Below are 15,478 nucleotides of genomic sequence, written 5' to 3'. Positions count from 1 at the left end.
GCGAGGTCAGTCCGCCGGCACCCAGACGAGGCGGAACCGCTCGCACACGACCGGCATGTCGGCCGCGTACCCGCGCGGGTTCTCGGAGTGGGCCCGCCAGTATCGCTCGTGCACCTCACACCAGTGAGCCAGCGTGCGGTCGCCCTCGCCCTCGGCGTGCGCGTGCGCCGCGTCGACACGGTCGAAAGGCACGATCTCGATGGCGGTCGTCTCGATCACGGCGCGCGGCTCGCCCGCACCGTCGAGGATGATGCTGAACTCGCCCGCCTGCGGGAGCGGCTCGTCCGCGTGCTCGTAGTCCCAGAGCGAGGAGGCCGTTCCGGTCTTGATCCCGGAGAGGACGAGGCTCAGCAGGCCGTCGGCGTGCGCTGGAGTCGCGCCGAACGCCCACGCCGACGGCACCGCCTCGGCGAGATGCGGGTGTTCCCGACGGCACGTGTTCCAGAAGTCCGCGACGGAGAGGGGCATCGCCTCAGAATACGTGAGGGCCGCTGCCGACCTAGGCTGGAGCGATGCCCGACATCACGCCCCTGCGGTCCGAGGATCACGCCGAATGGCTGGCTCTCTGGCGCGGATATCTCTCGTTCTACGAGTCCGCTCTCGACGACGCGACGACGCAGCACACGTTCGACCGTCTGACAGATGCCGCATCCGACCTGCACGGTGCGATCGCCCGTTCGGCGGACGGCCGGGCCATCGGTCTCGTGCACTGGCTGACGCATCCGGCCACGTGGACGAGCACGGACTACTGCTATCTCGAGGATCTCTTCGTCGCCTCCGACGCGCGCGGCGAGGGCGCCGGCGAGGCGCTGATCGCGCACGTCCGTGACTGGGCGACCGCGCACGGCTCGGCGAAGGTGTACTGGCTGACGGCGCAGACGAACGAGACGGCCCGCCGTCTCTACGACCGCGTCGCCGCGCGCAGCGGCTTCATCCACTACCAGATCGCGCTCTGAGCGCCGCCGGCCTCAGAACAGGAACTGAGCGGGGTCGAACTCCTCGATCGGGATCACGCGGATCCGCGGGAGCGGCGCATCGAACGCCTTCGCATCGAACTCCAGGTCGAAGAAGGTGAGCCCGGGCAAGGCCGCATAGTCGGTGTTGCGGAACTCGTTGAAGGCGATGAGACCGACGCGGCGCTCGCCGTCGAGCAGCGGCTCGACGTCCTCGACGAAGTCCCCGTCGTGGCTGACCAGGATGACGTCGTCGTCGCGCTCCTTGAGCGCACGCAGGGTGCGCTGGATGGCGATGTCGACGACCTTCGCGTCGGCCGGGCCCGACAGGGGCACCGGCTCGTAGCCCAGCGCCTTGAGCGCCTGGACGAAGGTCATCGGCAGGTTCGTCGAGGCGTTGAGGAAGAACAGCCCACGGGCGGTGTTCCCCCAGGTCCGCTCGGCGAACGCCAGCAGACGGTCCCAGCGCGGCCGCTCATCGGGCTGCGGGCGGCGTCCGAGGATCGAACCGCCCAGCGTCGCGTCGATGTTCTCGCCGTCGACCAGCAGCCAGGTGTTCCGTTCGCTCGCGTGCATGGTGCCCGCCTTTCCGCTCCCCTCGATCCTCGCAGACCGGACGCGGGTTCCACGCCCGAGCGCCGTCATTGGTACTGAGGTGAACTGACGCGCTCCGCATCCGCTCGTCATCCAACCCTGTTCACTCGCCGCAAAGGCGGGGTCATAGCCGGCGCGACCCCGCATTTGCGACGAGTCGACAGTCGTGCCGCCCGGCGCGACCCGCCCCGCCCGACTGGACCCGCCCCGCCCGATCCCGTGACGCGCGCGGAGTGCACCCGCCTGGCAAGCCGTGCATGTCGTCACGGCTCCCCCGCATACCCCGCCTGATTCGTCGCAAAAGCGGGGTGCGCGGATGTTGCACCCCGCATTGGCGACGAATGAACAGGGAGGAGAGGCGCGGGTTTACGCCACGACGCGACGCGACGACGCGACGCGGCGAAGCGGCGCGGCGCGGCGACGCGACGAGGCGGCGTCAGGGGCGCAGCAGCACCTTGGTGGCGCGGCGCTCGTCCATCGCGGCGTAGGCCTCCGCCGCCTCGGCGAGCGGCAGTTCGAGGTCGAACACCAGACCCGGGCGGATCGCCCCGGAGCGGACGTCGGGAAGCAGTTCCTCGACGTACCCGCGCACCGGCGCGACGCCACCGTTCACGCCCACGTTCGAGCCGAACATCGTGCGCACCGGCAGCTCGGGACCGCCGTTGGGCACGCCCACGTAACCGACCATCCCGCCGGGACGCGCCGAGCGCAGCGCCTGATCCATCGACTCCTTCGTTCCGACGCATTCGAGCACCCGGTCCGCGCCGATGCCGCCGGTGAGCTCCTTCACCCGCGCGATCCCCTCCTCGCCTCGCTCGGGCACGATGTGCGTCGCGCCGAACTCCCGCGCGAGCGCCTGTCGTTCCGGGTGACGCGACATCGCGATGATCGTCGTCGCCCCCAGCCGCTTGGCGGCGATGATCGCGCAGAGGCCCACGGCGCCGTCGCCCACGACGGCGACGCTGTCGCCGGCGCCGACACCCGCCGAGACCGCGGCGTGGTGCCCCGTGCCCATGACGTCGCTGAGAGTCAGGAGACCGGGGATCTCCTCGTCGCGCACCGGTCCCGGAACGACGGCCAGCGTGCCGTCCGCGAGCGGGACGCGCACGAACTCCCCCTGCCCGCCGTCGGCGAAGCCGTCGTCGTGCACGTCCGAGCCCCACCATCCCCCGTGCAGGCACGATGTGCTGACGCCGTTGCGGCAGTTCACGCAGGTGCCGTCGCACACGTAGAACGGGGCGATCACGAAGTCTCCCGGCGCGACCGAGGTCACCTGCGCACCGACCGCCTCCACGATGCCGACGAACTCGTGCCCGATGCGGTGCGGGGCGTTCGTCGGTGTCACGCCGCGATAGGGCCAGAGGTCCGATCCGCACACGCAGGCGGCGACGACCCGCACGATCGCGTCGCGTCCGGTGGAGAGTTCGGGCGTCGGAACCTCCTCGACGCGGATGTCACGGGCAGCATGGATGACGGTGGCGAGCATGTTCCGAGCCTACGCCGCGATGCCTGGCGGGGCCCGGCGGCTCAGCGGCGGCCCGTGCGCGGGTAGGGTGTCTCCCCGGCCTCCAGAATCCCCACGAGCTTCGCGATGCGGTTGGCGCGACTGGTCGCACTCGGCGCCGTCGCCACCCGGTGCAGGACGGCATAGCGGTTGGTGCCGTCGAGGTCGGCGAACAGCTCCGCCGCGGCCGGTGCGGCAGCGAGGGCGGCCGCGAGGTCGTCGGGAACCGTGGCGGTGGCCGCCCCCGCGTACGCGCGCTCCCACCGCCCGTCGGCCTGGGCGCGGGCGATCTCGTCGCGGCCCCGCTGCCGGAGGCGCCCCGCCGCCTCGAGCGTGCCCACGAGCCCGATGTTGCGTTCCGACCAGAGCGACGCCCGGCGCCGCGGCGTGAACCGCTGCAGGAACGTGTCGGCGTCGCGCCCGCGCTTCTGTCCGTCGATCCACCCGCTGCACAGCGCCTCGTCGAGTGCCTGCGCGTACGTCAACGAGGTGGGCTGCACGACGCCCTTCTTGGCCAGCGCCAACCAGACGCCGTCGGACGTTCCCTCGTTCGCGTCGAGCCAGCGCCGCCATGCCGCGGCGTCGGCCAGGATCAACGGGTCATCGACGGTGGCCATGCGCCCATCCTGCCGGACGGCACCGACAGCCGCCGCTCAGCGCTTGGCGTTGCGATCGCCCGCGCCGCGGGGCGGGTCGACGCTCACGTCGAGCGGATCGAGGCCGCGCAGCGACGTCCACACCAGCTCCTCGCCCTTCGCGGCGTGTTGCGAGGCGCGAACGGCGCGCTCGTCGGCCCAGCTGTTGAGACGGTGGCCGCTGTGGCCGCGCACGTGCTCGAGGACGACGTCGGGCATCCCCGCGGCGCGACGGGCGTCACGGGCGGCGATCAGCTGCTCGAGGATGTCGCGATTGGCGGTGGGCTTCTTCCCGCTCGTGACCCACCCGCGCCGGGCGTGGCCGTCCATCCACGAGGAGTAGGTGTCGATGGCGTACTTGGAGTCGGCCTGCACCACGAGCGTGCGCACGTTCTCGTGGTCGCGGATCGCGTACAGCAGTCCCAGCAACTCGCCGATGTTGTTGGTGCCGGCGGGCAGGGACCCCGCGGCCCAGTGTCCGTCCTCGCCGACCCACGCCCATCCCGCGGGACCCGGGTTCCCCTTGCACGCACCGTCCGTGGCGACGATGTAGCGGTCGATCGGCTCAGCGGATGCAGCGGGCATCCGTCCATTCTCTCAGGCGATGCGACGCCCCCGTCACGGCGCGAGCACGGAGCCGATGACGGCGACGAGGCCGGCGCCCACCGCCACGAACACGAGGAGGTCCGTCCACGTGGCGACGATCTCCTCCGCGCCCTTGTTCTTCTTGGCGATATGGCGTACCCCGGCGAGACCGAGGTAGAGCGCCCCGGGAAGCGCGGTGAGGATCCCCCAGACCGGAACGAACGGCGCGGCGAGAGCGACGATCCCCAGACTCAGATTCGCGTAGCCGAGTTCGTGCACGACCTGATCGGCGCCCGCGTCCTCGATGCCCAGGATGCCCTTGGCCGTGCGCGACGGGTTCGCCAGCTGGCTGATGCCCGCCACGGCGAGTCGCGTGCCCACACCCCAGAATCCCCACCAGATCCCCGCGACGACGAACGGGTCGCCCCCGACGAGCAGAATCTGCACGACCGTCGATGCCACCGGCAGGATCGCGGTCTGCAGCACAACCAGAACGATGTACATGATGCCCCCGCGCCCATTCTGGCCGAGGCCGTGGGCGTCACGCCAGGGCGAAAGGGTCCGGGACGTGGCGCGGGCATCGCGGCGAGATGTCGCAGGAGGCGCAGTGGACGACGCGCTCCTCGCACGCGTCGGCTCCGCAGGTGCTGGTGTCGGCGAGCGACCGGCCGCATCCCCGGCACGTCCCGAGGGCTCCGTCCGCCGCACCGAAGCTCACGGCGCCGCGTCCGTCGAACACGTAGAGCGAGCCGTCCCACAACCCGTCCTGGCCGAATGCCTCGGCGTAGCGCACGATGCCGCCCTCGAGCTGGTAGACCTCCTGGAAGCCGCGGGCGACCAGGAGGCTGGAGAGCACTTCGCAGCGGATGCCGCCGGTGCAGTACGTCACGACGGGCTTGTCCTTGAGGTGGTCGTACCGACCGGAGTCGAGCTCGGCGACGAAATCACGGGTGGTGGCGACCGGCGGCACCACGGCGTCGCGGAACCGGCCGATCTCGGCCTCGAACGCGTTCCGTCCGTCGAAGAACACGACGTCGTCGCGCTCCGCTACCAACCGGTGCACGGCCTCCGGCGCGAGCGGCGTGCCCCCGCCGATGACACCGTCGGCGTCGACCCGCAGGTCGTCGGGAGCCCCGAAACTGACGATCTCGTCGCGCACCTTGACCGACAGCCGCGGGAAGTCGCGGCTCCCGCCGGTGTCGTCGAGCCCCGTGCCGTCGGACCACTTCAGATCGGCGTCCCTGAACGCCGCGTACTGCCGGGTCTTCTTCGCGTAGACCTTCATGGCGCCGAGCTCGCCGCCCACAGTCGCGTTGATGCCGTGGCGGGAGATCAGGATGCGGCCCCGCAGCCCCAGCGCCTCGCACAGGTCGCGCTGCCAGAGACGGACCGCCTCCGGATCGGCGAGGGGCGCGAACCGGTAGAACAACAGGATCTTCGAGAGGGCCACCGGGTAAGCGTAGGCGCTGTCGTCAGCCGGCGATGAGCGCCCAGACGCCGGCGACGGCCGACACGAGTGCCAGCAGCAGGGCGATACCGATCAGCACGGCGTGCACTCTCAGGAACGCCGTCGCGGTGCCGTCCGCAGCGCGCGCCCGCGGGTCCTTCGCCACTCGCGCGTAGAACCGCGGCCAGACGACGGCGTTGAAGAGCGCGTTGAGCAGCAGGAGGACGCCGAGAAGAATGTGCATCGTTCGAGCGTAGGCGGATGAACGGCCCTCAGCCGCCGTGCGTCACCCGGCCCCCGAGCAGCGTCGCGACGACGGGCATCTCGCGGAGCGCTCGCTCGTCGGCCGCAGCGGGGTCGGCGCCCGTGAGCACCAGGTCGGCCACGGCCCCGGGGGCGATCTCCGAGGGACGGAGCGAGCCGCCCGCCGTCGAGGCCGCCAGCGCGACCGCGATCGGCACCGCCTCGTCGGGGCGCCACGGCTCGCGGCCGTCGCGCGTGCGGTGCACGGCCGCGGCGATCGCCGCCCACGGGTCGAGCGTCGACACGGGCGCGTCCGACCCGAAGAACAGCGCCGCTCCCCCGTCGGCCAGCGCGCGCAACGGGTACGGGATCGCCGTCTGCGCCGCCCAGAGCGAGTCGGTGAGATCGCGGTCGTCGAGCGCGTGTGCGGGCTGAACGCTCGCGGCCACGTCCAGACGCGCGAACCGCGGGACGTCCGCCGCAGCGACGAGCTGCGCGTGCTCGATCGTGCCGGTCGCCCCGGTGACCGCGAACGCGTCCAGGGCGTGACGCACGGCGTCGTCGCCGATGGCGTGCACGGCCGCGGCGAGACCGCCGCCCGTGGCGCGGATGAGCAGGTCCCGCAGGGTCTCGGGATCGACCGCGAGGACTCCGTGGTCGTGCGGGTCGCCCGGATAGGCGACGGAGCACGCGGCCGTGCGGGTGCCGAGCGAGCCGTCGGTGATGACCTTCAGCGGGCCGACGTGCACGAGGTCGCCCGTGTCGCCGCGCAGCGGGTCGCCGGTCACGAGACCCGCTGCGAGGGCGCGGTCGAGGTGCTCGGGGTAGATGCCGAACCGCACGCGCAGGGTGTCGAATCCGTCGGCGCGTCGACGCTGCCAGACGCTCTCGTTCTCCGCCATGTCGAGATCGACGAGACCGACGACGCCGCGTGCCGCCGCCCGGCGGGCGAGGTCGGCCACCGCGGCGTCGACGAGGTCGGCCGGCACGGCGCCGAGCCGACGCGACACCTCGAAGGCCGCCTCCTCGCGCAGCACGCCGTCCGGCGAGGTCATCCCCTCGCGCGCGAGGGCCGCGGAGTTCAGCCACAGGCTGTGCAGGTCGGCGTTCACGAGGTAGGTCGGCACCGCGCCGGTGCGCTCGTCCAGCAGGTGCAGAGTCGGCGCATCCGGCCAGAACGCGTCGCGGAACCCCGCTCCCACGCGCCGGCCGTCCGGACCGACCAGGGCATCGGCCATCACGGCTGCCGCGGCGGCGGCGGTCGTCACGTCCGCGAGGTCGACGCGGAGCGCGGTGAGCGCCGCCTGCCCGACGTGCACGTGGTGGTCCCACAGTCCGGGGATGAGGAAGGCGCCGTCTCCGGGCAGGACGTCGCCGGTCAGGCGCAGCGCCCCGGCCGGGGCGATGTCGACGATCCGCCCGTCCGCGAGCAGGACGTCGTGCAGCCCGGTCGTCGGGGCGCGTTCCGCGCCGGGCCCCGCCAGCCGCACGCCCGCGATGGCGTCGATGTGCCGCGCGTTCATGCGCCCGGCCGTGCCGCGCGGGCGCGGGTCATCTCGTCCGCGAGGGCGGGGTTGTGGTGCGGGCCGGGCGCGGAGAGCATGTCGATGATGTGGTCGACGGTCTCGGCCGGGCGATTCTGGCTGAGCTTGCGTTTGGCCACGACGCGGCCGGGCGTGAGACGGAATCCCACCGTGCCCCGCTCCAGCTTCTCCACGAAAGCCGGATCGTTGGGGCGCTCCCACATCCGCCGCGGCGCGGGCATCGGGTCCTCGAACCGGTCGACGAGTCGCTCGAGCACCCGGAGGTTCTCCGCGGGAGCGAGGATCTCGGGGGTGCCGGTGAGGTGCGCAGAGACGAAGTTCCAGGTGGGCACTGCCGGGCCGTCGCCGTACCACCCGGGCGACACGTAGCCGTGGGGCCCCTGCACGACGACGAGCAGCTCGCGATCGCCGAGGCCGTGGATGAGGTCGTCCGGGCGGCCGACGTGACCCACGATCGTCAGATCGTCACGCGTGTCGTCCAGCAGCACGGCGTAGTGCGACGCGACGAGGCCGTCATCGGTCGCGCTGACCAGGGTGACCCACGGGTTGAGGTCGATCAGCCGGCGGAGCTCGGCCACATCCGTCATCGCGAAGCTGGGATTCTGTCGCATCACGCCACCTGACACACGGGGCACCAATAGAGCTTGCGGGCGCCCATCTCCTCCAGCAGCACGGACGTGCCGCAGACCCGGCACGGAAGCCCCGCCCGGTGATAGACCCAGTGACGGTCGTCGCGGTGGGCCATGGCGGCACGCCACTCATCCGGCGACAGATCGTCCATCGTCATCATCTGCCCGGTCTCGACGCCGATCGCGAGCAGGCGCACCCAGTCGCGCCACAGCCCTCGCACCACGTCCTCCGGGAGGTCCCGCCCGGGGGTGTGCGGATCGACCCTCGCCCGGAAGAGCAGCTCGGCGCGGTAGACGTTGCCGATGCCGCTGACGACCGACTGGTCCATGAGCAGCAGTCCGATCGGGGTGGGCTTTCGCCGCACGACCTCGACGAAGCGCTCCTCGCCGGCCGCCACGTCGTCGACGAGCGGGTCGGGGCCGAGCTTCGCGATCGTGGCCGCCACCTCGTCCGGTGTCTGCACCTGGCAGGCGGTCGGGCCGCGCAGATCGGCGCACGTCACCTCGGTCAACAGCCGCAACCGCACCTGCCCGACGACGGGCGGAGGCCACTCCTCGTCCTCCCGGGTCAGGCCGGAGGTCTGCTCCGACATCCGGACATGCCCCCGCGCCCGCCGCGGCGCACCGATCGAGCTGAGCGAGTTCTCGCCCGCGTCGTCGAGCACCGCATCGTCCGTGCCGCGCTGGTTGGTCTGCCCCATCCGGCCGTTCGCCGAGGCGATGGTCGGGTCGACGAGGATCTCGCCCGAGAAATCCCAGGCGCCGTACATGCCCAGGTGCACGCGCAGCCAGGTGTCGCGCTCGAACTCGAGGAACATCTGCTTGCCCACCGCGCGCACCGACAGGACCTCGAGTCCGTCGAGGACCGCTGCACCCTCGACGAACCGCCCCTGCGGGCTCGACGCTGCCACGCGACGCCCGACGTAGTTGCGATCGAACTGCCGCGCGATGCGATGGACGGAATGCCCTTCGGGCATCAGCCCGCTTCCGGGTCGAAGCTGCTGGATGCGTCGGCGACGACATCGGGAGCCAGTCCCGCACGCGGGTCGGGCAGCAGGGAGCCGTCGGTCTCGTAGGCGGCGACCTGCGCGATGCGGCGCACGTGGCGCTCCTCGTTCGAGAACGGCGTCGCGATGAAGCGGTCGATGAAGCCCGAGGCCTCCTCGAACGTGTGCTGACGGGCGCCGATGGCGATCACGTTCGCGTCGTTGTGCTCGCGGGCGAGCTCCGCGGTGGGGATGTTCCACACGAGCGCCGCACGCACCCCGGTGACCTTGTTCGCCGCGATCTGCTCGCCGTTGCCCGAGCCGCCGAACACGATCCCCAGCGTCTCGATCCCGGCTGCCTGATCGCGCACGACCGCCTGGGCGGCGCGGATGCAGAAGGCCGGGTAGTCGTCGACCGCGTCGTACTCGAGCGGGCCGTGGTCCACGACGTCGTGACCCTGCTCGGCGAGATGGTGCTGCAGGCGGGTCGAGAACTCGAGGCCGGCGTGATCCGTGGCGATATGGATGCGCATGGCCCCCATCCTAGAGACGGTTGGCACCCCGGCGGATCACGGCGCGATCCCCGCCGCTGCGGGCTTGAACCCGGCGCGCACGTTCTCGCAGCAGGCGGGCCGGCACACGTCGAACCAGGGCCCGAGATCGGTGCGGTGCGGGCGGATGCCGGGGGCATCGCCGTGCAGGCGTTCCTCGACGAGATCGACGAGCCCGGACACGTACTCGGGGTCGATGCCGGGCGTCGGGGTGCGCGTCGCGGCGAGCCCCGCTTCCGCTGCGGCATCCATCGCCTCGGTGTCGAGGTCCCAGAGGACCTCCATGTGGTCGCTGACGAACCCGAGGGGCACGATCACCACCGCCGTCGCACCGCGCGCGGGCAGCTCGTCGATCACGTCGCAGACGTCCGGCTCGAGCCAGGGCTGCGAGGGCGGGCCGGACCGCGACTGGTAGACGAGCTCCCACGGCACCGCGGTCGCCGCCGGATGCGCCTCGGCGACCTCGCTCATGACGTACGACGCCACCGCCTCGTGCTGCGCCGCGTACGCGCCGCCCGGGCCGAAGTCGATGTCGCGCGGGCCGGAGCGCTGCGCGTCCGCCACCGGGATGCTGTGCGTCGAGAACAGCACCGTGATCGCCTCGGGGGCGTGTCCGTCCGCGAGCATCGCGGCGACCGCGTCGCGCACACCCCGGGCGAACGGGGCGACGAATCCCGGGTGGTCGAAGAACTGCCGCACCTTGTCGATCGTGACGGTGCCGACCAGATCGGTGTCGGTGAGCACCCGCGCGAAGTCCTCGCGGTACTGCCGGCAGCTGGAGAAGGAGCTGTAGGCGCTCGTCGCGATGGCGAGCAGCGTGCGGTCCCCCGCGGCCGCCGCCTCGGTCACGGCGTCCTCCAGGTACGGGCCCCAGTTGCGGTTGCCCCAGTAGACCGGAAGCGCCAGCTGCCGGCGCTCGAGCTCGGCCTCGAGCGCCGCCTTCAGCGCGCGGTTCTGCGCGTTGATCGGGCTCACACCGCCGAAGTGCCGGTAGTGGTGAGCCACTTCCTCGAGCCGTTCGTCCGGGATCCCGCGACCGCGGGTCACGTTCCGCAGGAACGGGATGACGTCGTCCTGCCCCTCGGGTCCCCCGAACCCGGCGAGGAGGATTCCGTCGTACGCGGTGGGAACCTCGACCCATGCGGGGCCGGTCACGGCCTCGGCGGAAGCGAAGGGAACGCCATCGGGGGCGTCGGCGGTCACGGACTGTTCGAACTCGTGGGGGGTCACCTCCTCATCCTCCCACCGGTTATCCACGACGTCCCTTTGATTCCGCCGGACGCCGACGAACCGTAGGCTGGACGGATCGACGGTGTGGCCAGCAGCTTCGCCGCGCAAGAATTCACCCCACACCCCACGGGAGTCACGCAGTGCCTGGAGAGAACCTCACCCGCATCGAAGCGCAGGAGCGCCGCGCGATCGTCGACACGAACGCGTACGAGATCGCCCTCGATCTGACCACCGGCGCCGAGCTGTTCCGCTCGACGACCACCGTGCGCTTCACGGCCACGCCCGGAGCTGCCACCTTCATCGACCTCATCGCCGAGCGCGTGCACCGCATCACGCTCAACGGGCGCGACATCGACACCGCGGCCTTCGCGGATTCGCGCATCGCCCTCGACGCGCTCGAGGCCGACAACGTCCTCGTCGTCGATGCGGACTGCCGATACACCAACTCGGGCGAGGGCCTGCACCGCTTCGTCGACCCGGTCGACGGCGAGGTGTACCTGTACTCGCAGTTCGAGGTGCCGGACTCGCGGCGCGTGTTCGCGGTGTTCGAGCAGCCCGACCTCAAGGCCACGTTCCAGTTCACGATCACCGCGCCGGCCGCGTGGCAGGTCGTGTCGAACTCGCCCACGCCCGACCCCGTCACCACGGGCGAGAGCGCCACGTGGTCGTTCGAGCCGACCCCGCGCATCTCCTCGTACATCACCGCGCTCATCGCCGGCCCCTACGAGGTCACCCGCTCCGAGCTGACCAGCTCCTCGGGACGCGTCATCCCCCTCGGCGTCTTCGCGCGCAAGAGCCTGTGGCAGCACCTCGACGCGGACTACGTCTTCGATAAGACGCGCCAGGGCTTCGCCTACTTCGAGGAGAAGTTCGGCGTCCCCTACCCGTTCGCCAAGTACGACCAGCTGTTCGTGCCCGAGTTCAACGCGGGTGCCATGGAGAACGCGGGCGCCGTCACGTTCACCGAGACGTACGTCTTCCGCAGCAAGGTGACCGACGCCGTCAAGGAACGTCGCGTCGTCACGATCCTGCACGAGCTCGCCCACATGTGGTTCGGCGACCTCGTCACCATGAAGTGGTGGAACGACCTCTGGCTCAACGAGTCGTTCGCCGAGTGGGCATCGACGATCGCGACCGCCGAGGCGACCGAGTGGACCGAGGCGTGGACCACGTTCAACGCCATGGAGAAGTCCTGGGCGTACCGCCAGGACCAGCTGCCCTCGACCCACCCCGTCGTCGCCGAGATCACCGATCTCGAGGACGTGCAGGTGAACTTCGACGGCATCACGTACGCCAAGGGCGGCTCGGTGCTCAAGCAGCTCGCCGCCTGGGTGGGCGTCGAGGCCTTCTTCGCCGGAGTCTCCACCTACTTCCAGAAGCACGCCTGGGGCAACACCGAGCTGAGCGACCTGCTCGTCGAGCTCGAGGCCACCAGCGGTCGCGAGCTCACGGAGTGGTCGAAGAAGTGGCTGGAGACGGCCGGCGTAAACACGCTGACCCCGGCGGTGGATGAGGCGGCGGACGGCACGATCCGCAAGTTCTCGATCATCCAGACCGCACCCGCCGACTACCCCACGATCCGCCCGCACCGCCTGGGCGTCGGCTTCTACGCGCTGCAGGGCGACAGCCTCGTGCGGGTGCATCACCTGGAACTCGACGTCGACGGTGACCGCACGGATGTCGCCGAGCTCACCGGGCTCCGCCGACCCGACCTCATCCTGCTGAACGACGAGGACCTCGCCTACGCGAAGATCCGACTCGACGACCGTTCGCTGCAGACCGCGATCGCGCATCTCGCCAAGATCAGCGACCCGCTGGCCCGCTCGCTCGTATGGGGCGCCGCCTGGGACCAGACGCGGGATGCCGAGGCCGCTGCCTCCGCCTACGTCGACCTCGTCCTCGGCAACATCGGCACCGAGACCGAGTCGACGACCGTGCGCACCACGCTCGCGCAGCTGCAGCTCGCTGCCAACGCCTACGTCGCGCCGGAGAAGCGCGACGCCACGCGCGCCGCCGTCGCCGACGGCCTCTGGGCGCTCGCCCAGGCCGCCGAGACCGGCAGCGACAGCCAGCTGCAGTTCACGACGGCGTTCGCATCGGCGGCGTCGACGCCCGAGCAGTTCGCCGCCGTGCGTTCGCTCCGCGACGGCGAGATCTCGCTCGACGGTCTCGAGATCGACGCGGACCTCTCGTGGGCGCTCCTGGTGTCGCTGGCCGCGGGCGGCCTCGTCACCGCGGCGGACGTCGATGCGGCGCTCGCCGCCGACAACACGGCCAAGGGCGGCGAGTTCGCGGCGCAGGCCAAGGCCGCGCTGCCCGACGCCGCGGCGAAGAACGCCGCGTGGAGCTCCCTCGTCGACAACAGCGACCTGCCGAACACCGTGGTGCGCTCGGCCGCAGCCGGGTTCACCCACCCGGCGGGCGTCGCACTGCTCGAGGAGTTCATCCCCGCGTACTTCGACATGCTGCTGCCGGTGTGGGAGAGCCGCACGTACCAGATCGCGAGCTACCTCATCGTGGGCCTGTACCCGGCGCCACTCGCCAACGTCGCGCTGCGCGACGCGACGCGCAGCTGGCTCACCGAGAACCGGGAGGCCCCGGCCGCCCTCCGCCGCCTCGTGGCGGAGAACCTCGCCGGCGTCGAGCGCGCGCTGTCGGTCCAGGACGCCGACGCGTAAGCATCCCTGACGAAGGCCCCGCCCGGTCACCGGGCGGGGCCTTCGCCGTCTCCTCCCCCGGCGGAAGGAGGCGGGCCGCGCGGATCCGGTACCACGGGGGGACGCGCGGGCTCCCCTCGCCTCCGTAGCGTGGGGACCATGATCGTCGCAGAGAACCTCAGCAAGCAGTTCGGGGACAAGCACGCCGTCTCCGACATCAGCTTCACCGTCCAACCCGGCAAGGTCACGGGTTTCCTCGGCCCCAACGGCGCCGGCAAGTCCACCACCATGCGCATGATCGTCGGACTCGACCGCCCCACGAGCGGTCGCGTCACCGTCGACGGGCGCGAGTACCGCTCGCTGCGCTCCCCCCTCACCGAGGTGGGCGTGCTCCTCGACGCCAAGGCGGTGCACACCGGTCGCAGCGCACGCAATCACCTCCGCGCGCTGGCGGCGACCCACGGCATCCCGCAGTCCCGCGTCGACGAGGTCATCGCCCTCGCCGGTCTCGAGAACGTCGCGCGCAAGCGTGCCGGGGGCTTCTCGCTCGGGATGGGGCAGCGGCTCGGCATCGCCGCGGCGCTGCTGGGCGACCCGCGCACCCTCATCCTCGACGAGCCCGTCAACGGCCTCGATCCCGAGGGCGTGCGCTGGGTGCGTCAGTTCGTGCGCTACTGCGCCTCGGAGGGACGCACCGTGCTGCTCTCGAGCCACCTCATGAGCGAGATGGCGATCACGGCCGACCAGATCATCGTGCTCGGCAAGGGCCGTGTGCTCGCCGACGCGCCCGTCGCCCAGCTCGTCTCCGAGTGGACCGGCACGCGAGTGCGGGTGCGCAGCCCCCGTCTCGAGGCGCTCGTCCCCCTCATCTCGGGACCCGGTGTCGAGATCACCCAGACCGCCCCCGGCGTCGCCGACATCGTCGGCGCGACCGGCGAGGCCATCGGCGATGCCGCGGCCGCCGGCGGCATCCCCCTGCACGAACTGAGTTCGCAATCCGGATCCCTCGAGGACGCCTACCTCGCCCTCACCGGCGAATCCGTCGAGTACAAGTCGAAGGACATCGCATGAGCACCTCCGCCACCACCCCCGCGCCTACCCGGTCCGCACTGCGACCGGCCGATTCGACGTACCGGCTCTCCTTCCTGCGGCTCGTCCGCAGCGAGTGGATCAAGCTCGCGACGCTCCGCTCCCCCTGGTGGTCGATCGGGGTCGTCGCTCTCCTGTCCATCGGGATGTCGCTGCTGCTGGCATGGGCCTTCACCAGCTTCGACGGCCCCGCCGGCGCTCCCGGATCCGAATCGCTCGCGATCACGGTGATCCTCTCGCCCACGAGCTTCACGGTGCTTCTCGCCGTGATCCTGGGCAGCATCCAGGTCACCGGCGAGTACTCCACGGGCATGGTCCGCTCGACCCTGACCGCCGCCCCCGGACGCATCGGCTCACTGCTGGCCAAGGCCACGGTCGTCGCGCTGTTCGTGTTCCTCTCGAGCCTGGTCATCTTCCTCATCGCCGCCCTCGTGACGGCGCCCATGCTCTCGGGAGCGGGCATCGGCCTCGACTTCTCCGACCTCGCGTCGTGGATGCTGCCGCTGCTCGCGGGAGCCTTCACCATGGCCGTCATCGCCCTGATCGGCGTCTCGGCCGGTTACCTGCTGCGCAACGGCCCCGGTGCGATCGCCCTGGGCGTGGGCCTGGTCTTCGTCCTGCCGCTGGTGCCCGCCTTCTTCGCGGCGCTGCCGGACTGGGGCTGGATCCAGGACGCGGCACGCTTCCTGCCCACGAACGCCGGCAACGCGCTCATGAATCCGGGCGGCACGGGCTCGCTCGAGCCGTGGGTCGCCGGGCTGACGCTCGTCGTCTGGGTGGTTGTCGGCCTCGTCGGGGCGGGCGTCGTCCTCAAGAGCCGCGACGCGTAAA

General features: G+C 71.4%; 17 protein-coding genes. 4 read left to right on the top strand and 13 right to left on the bottom strand.

Annotated elements, in window-relative coordinates; all coding sequences use genetic code 11:
- Nucleotides 1-6 precede the first annotated feature (6 nt).
- Nucleotides 7-468 (bottom strand): ASCH domain-containing protein, encoded by a 462-nt coding sequence (locus AB0N73_RS01625; RefSeq protein WP_363559665.1) that lies wholly within the window; start codon nt 466-468, stop codon nt 7-9.
- Between the two features lie 44 nt (nt 469-512).
- Here AB0N73_RS01625 and AB0N73_RS01620 point away from each other — a divergent pair, with 44 nt between their 5' ends.
- Nucleotides 513-956 carry a GNAT family N-acetyltransferase gene (locus tag AB0N73_RS01620; RefSeq protein WP_363559663.1) on the top strand — a complete coding sequence of 148 codons (444 nt, stop codon included), beginning with the start codon at nt 513-515 and terminating at the stop codon, nt 954-956.
- Nucleotides 957-968: 12 nt separating this feature from the next.
- Here the strand turns inward: AB0N73_RS01620 and AB0N73_RS01615 are convergent, their stop codons facing one another.
- The 12 genes from AB0N73_RS01615 to AB0N73_RS01560 form a co-directional block, all read right to left on the bottom strand.
- Nucleotides 969-1,529, bottom strand: a complete 561-nt coding sequence (locus AB0N73_RS01615; RefSeq protein ID WP_363559661.1) for an NYN domain-containing protein — start codon at nt 1,527-1,529, stop codon at nt 969-971.
- Between the two features lie 454 nt (nt 1,530-1,983).
- The gene (locus tag AB0N73_RS01610; RefSeq protein WP_363559659.1) at nt 1,984-3,033 is read right to left on the bottom strand and encodes a zinc-dependent alcohol dehydrogenase family protein; all 1,050 of its coding nucleotides are present in this window, start codon (nt 3,031-3,033) and stop codon (nt 1,984-1,986) included.
- A 41-nt stretch (nt 3,034-3,074) separates the two neighbouring features.
- A complete protein-coding gene (locus AB0N73_RS01605) occupies nt 3,075-3,668 on the bottom strand; it encodes a YdeI/OmpD-associated family protein (RefSeq protein WP_363559657.1) in 594 nt (197 codons plus the stop codon).
- 36 nt (nt 3,669-3,704) lie between these two features.
- Nucleotides 3,705-4,271, bottom strand: coding sequence for a ribonuclease H (locus tag AB0N73_RS01600; protein ID WP_363559655.1), 567 nt, complete (start codon nt 4,269-4,271; stop codon nt 3,705-3,707).
- 33 nt (nt 4,272-4,304) lie between these two features.
- Nucleotides 4,305-4,775 carry a hypothetical protein gene (locus tag AB0N73_RS01595; protein ID WP_363559653.1) on the bottom strand — a complete coding sequence of 157 codons (471 nt, stop codon included), beginning with the start codon at nt 4,773-4,775 and terminating at the stop codon, nt 4,305-4,307.
- Between the two features lie 37 nt (nt 4,776-4,812).
- A complete protein-coding gene (locus AB0N73_RS01590) occupies nt 4,813-5,721 on the bottom strand; it encodes a rhodanese-related sulfurtransferase (protein ID WP_363559651.1) in 909 nt (302 codons plus the stop codon).
- A 22-nt stretch (nt 5,722-5,743) separates the two neighbouring features.
- Entirely contained in the window at nt 5,744-5,962 is a 219-nt protein-coding gene (locus AB0N73_RS01585) for a hypothetical protein (protein ID WP_363559649.1), read from the bottom strand.
- 28 nt (nt 5,963-5,990) lie between these two features.
- Nucleotides 5,991-7,484, bottom strand: a complete 1,494-nt coding sequence (locus tag AB0N73_RS01580; RefSeq protein ID WP_363559647.1) for an amidohydrolase family protein — start codon at nt 7,482-7,484, stop codon at nt 5,991-5,993.
- Nucleotides 7,481-8,116, bottom strand: coding sequence for an FMN-binding negative transcriptional regulator (locus tag AB0N73_RS01575; protein ID WP_363559645.1), 636 nt, complete (start codon nt 8,114-8,116; stop codon nt 7,481-7,483). Before AB0N73_RS01575 ends, AB0N73_RS01580 begins: the two co-directional genes overlap by 4 nt.
- A complete protein-coding gene (locus tag AB0N73_RS01570) occupies nt 8,116-9,111 on the bottom strand; it encodes a DNA-formamidopyrimidine glycosylase family protein (RefSeq protein WP_363559643.1) in 996 nt (331 codons plus the stop codon). Before AB0N73_RS01570 ends, AB0N73_RS01575 begins: the two co-directional genes overlap by 1 nt.
- A complete protein-coding gene (locus tag AB0N73_RS01565) occupies nt 9,111-9,653 on the bottom strand; it encodes a ribose-5-phosphate isomerase (RefSeq protein ID WP_363559641.1) in 543 nt (180 codons plus the stop codon). Before AB0N73_RS01565 ends, AB0N73_RS01570 begins: the two co-directional genes overlap by 1 nt.
- A 36-nt stretch (nt 9,654-9,689) precedes the next feature.
- Entirely contained in the window at nt 9,690-10,874 is a 1,185-nt protein-coding gene (locus AB0N73_RS01560) for a ferrochelatase (RefSeq protein ID WP_363559933.1), read from the bottom strand.
- Between the two features lie 167 nt (nt 10,875-11,041).
- On the opposite strand from AB0N73_RS01560, the gene pepN reads away from it, so the two are divergent.
- The 3 genes from pepN (at nt 11,042) to AB0N73_RS01545 (ending at nt 15,477) form a co-directional block, all read left to right on the top strand.
- Nucleotides 11,042-13,579 (top strand): aminopeptidase N, encoded by a 2,538-nt coding sequence (gene pepN / locus AB0N73_RS01555; RefSeq protein ID WP_363559639.1) that lies wholly within the window; start codon nt 11,042-11,044, stop codon nt 13,577-13,579.
- A gap of 138 nt (nt 13,580-13,717) precedes the next feature.
- Nucleotides 13,718-14,629: an ABC transporter ATP-binding protein gene (locus tag AB0N73_RS01550; protein ID WP_363559637.1), complete on the top strand. Its 912-nt coding sequence runs from the start codon at nt 13,718-13,720 to the stop codon at nt 14,627-14,629.
- Entirely contained in the window at nt 14,626-15,477 is an 852-nt protein-coding gene (locus AB0N73_RS01545; RefSeq protein WP_363559635.1) for an ABC transporter permease, read from the top strand. Before AB0N73_RS01550 ends, AB0N73_RS01545 begins: the two co-directional genes overlap by 4 nt.
- Nucleotide 15,478: the final 1 nt, after the last annotated feature.

The organism is Microbacterium sp. NPDC089189, assembly GCF_040685095.1.
Lineage (GTDB): Bacteria > Actinomycetota > Actinomycetes > Actinomycetales > Microbacteriaceae > Microbacterium.
This window is presented reverse-complemented; position numbering and strand designations above follow the sequence as displayed.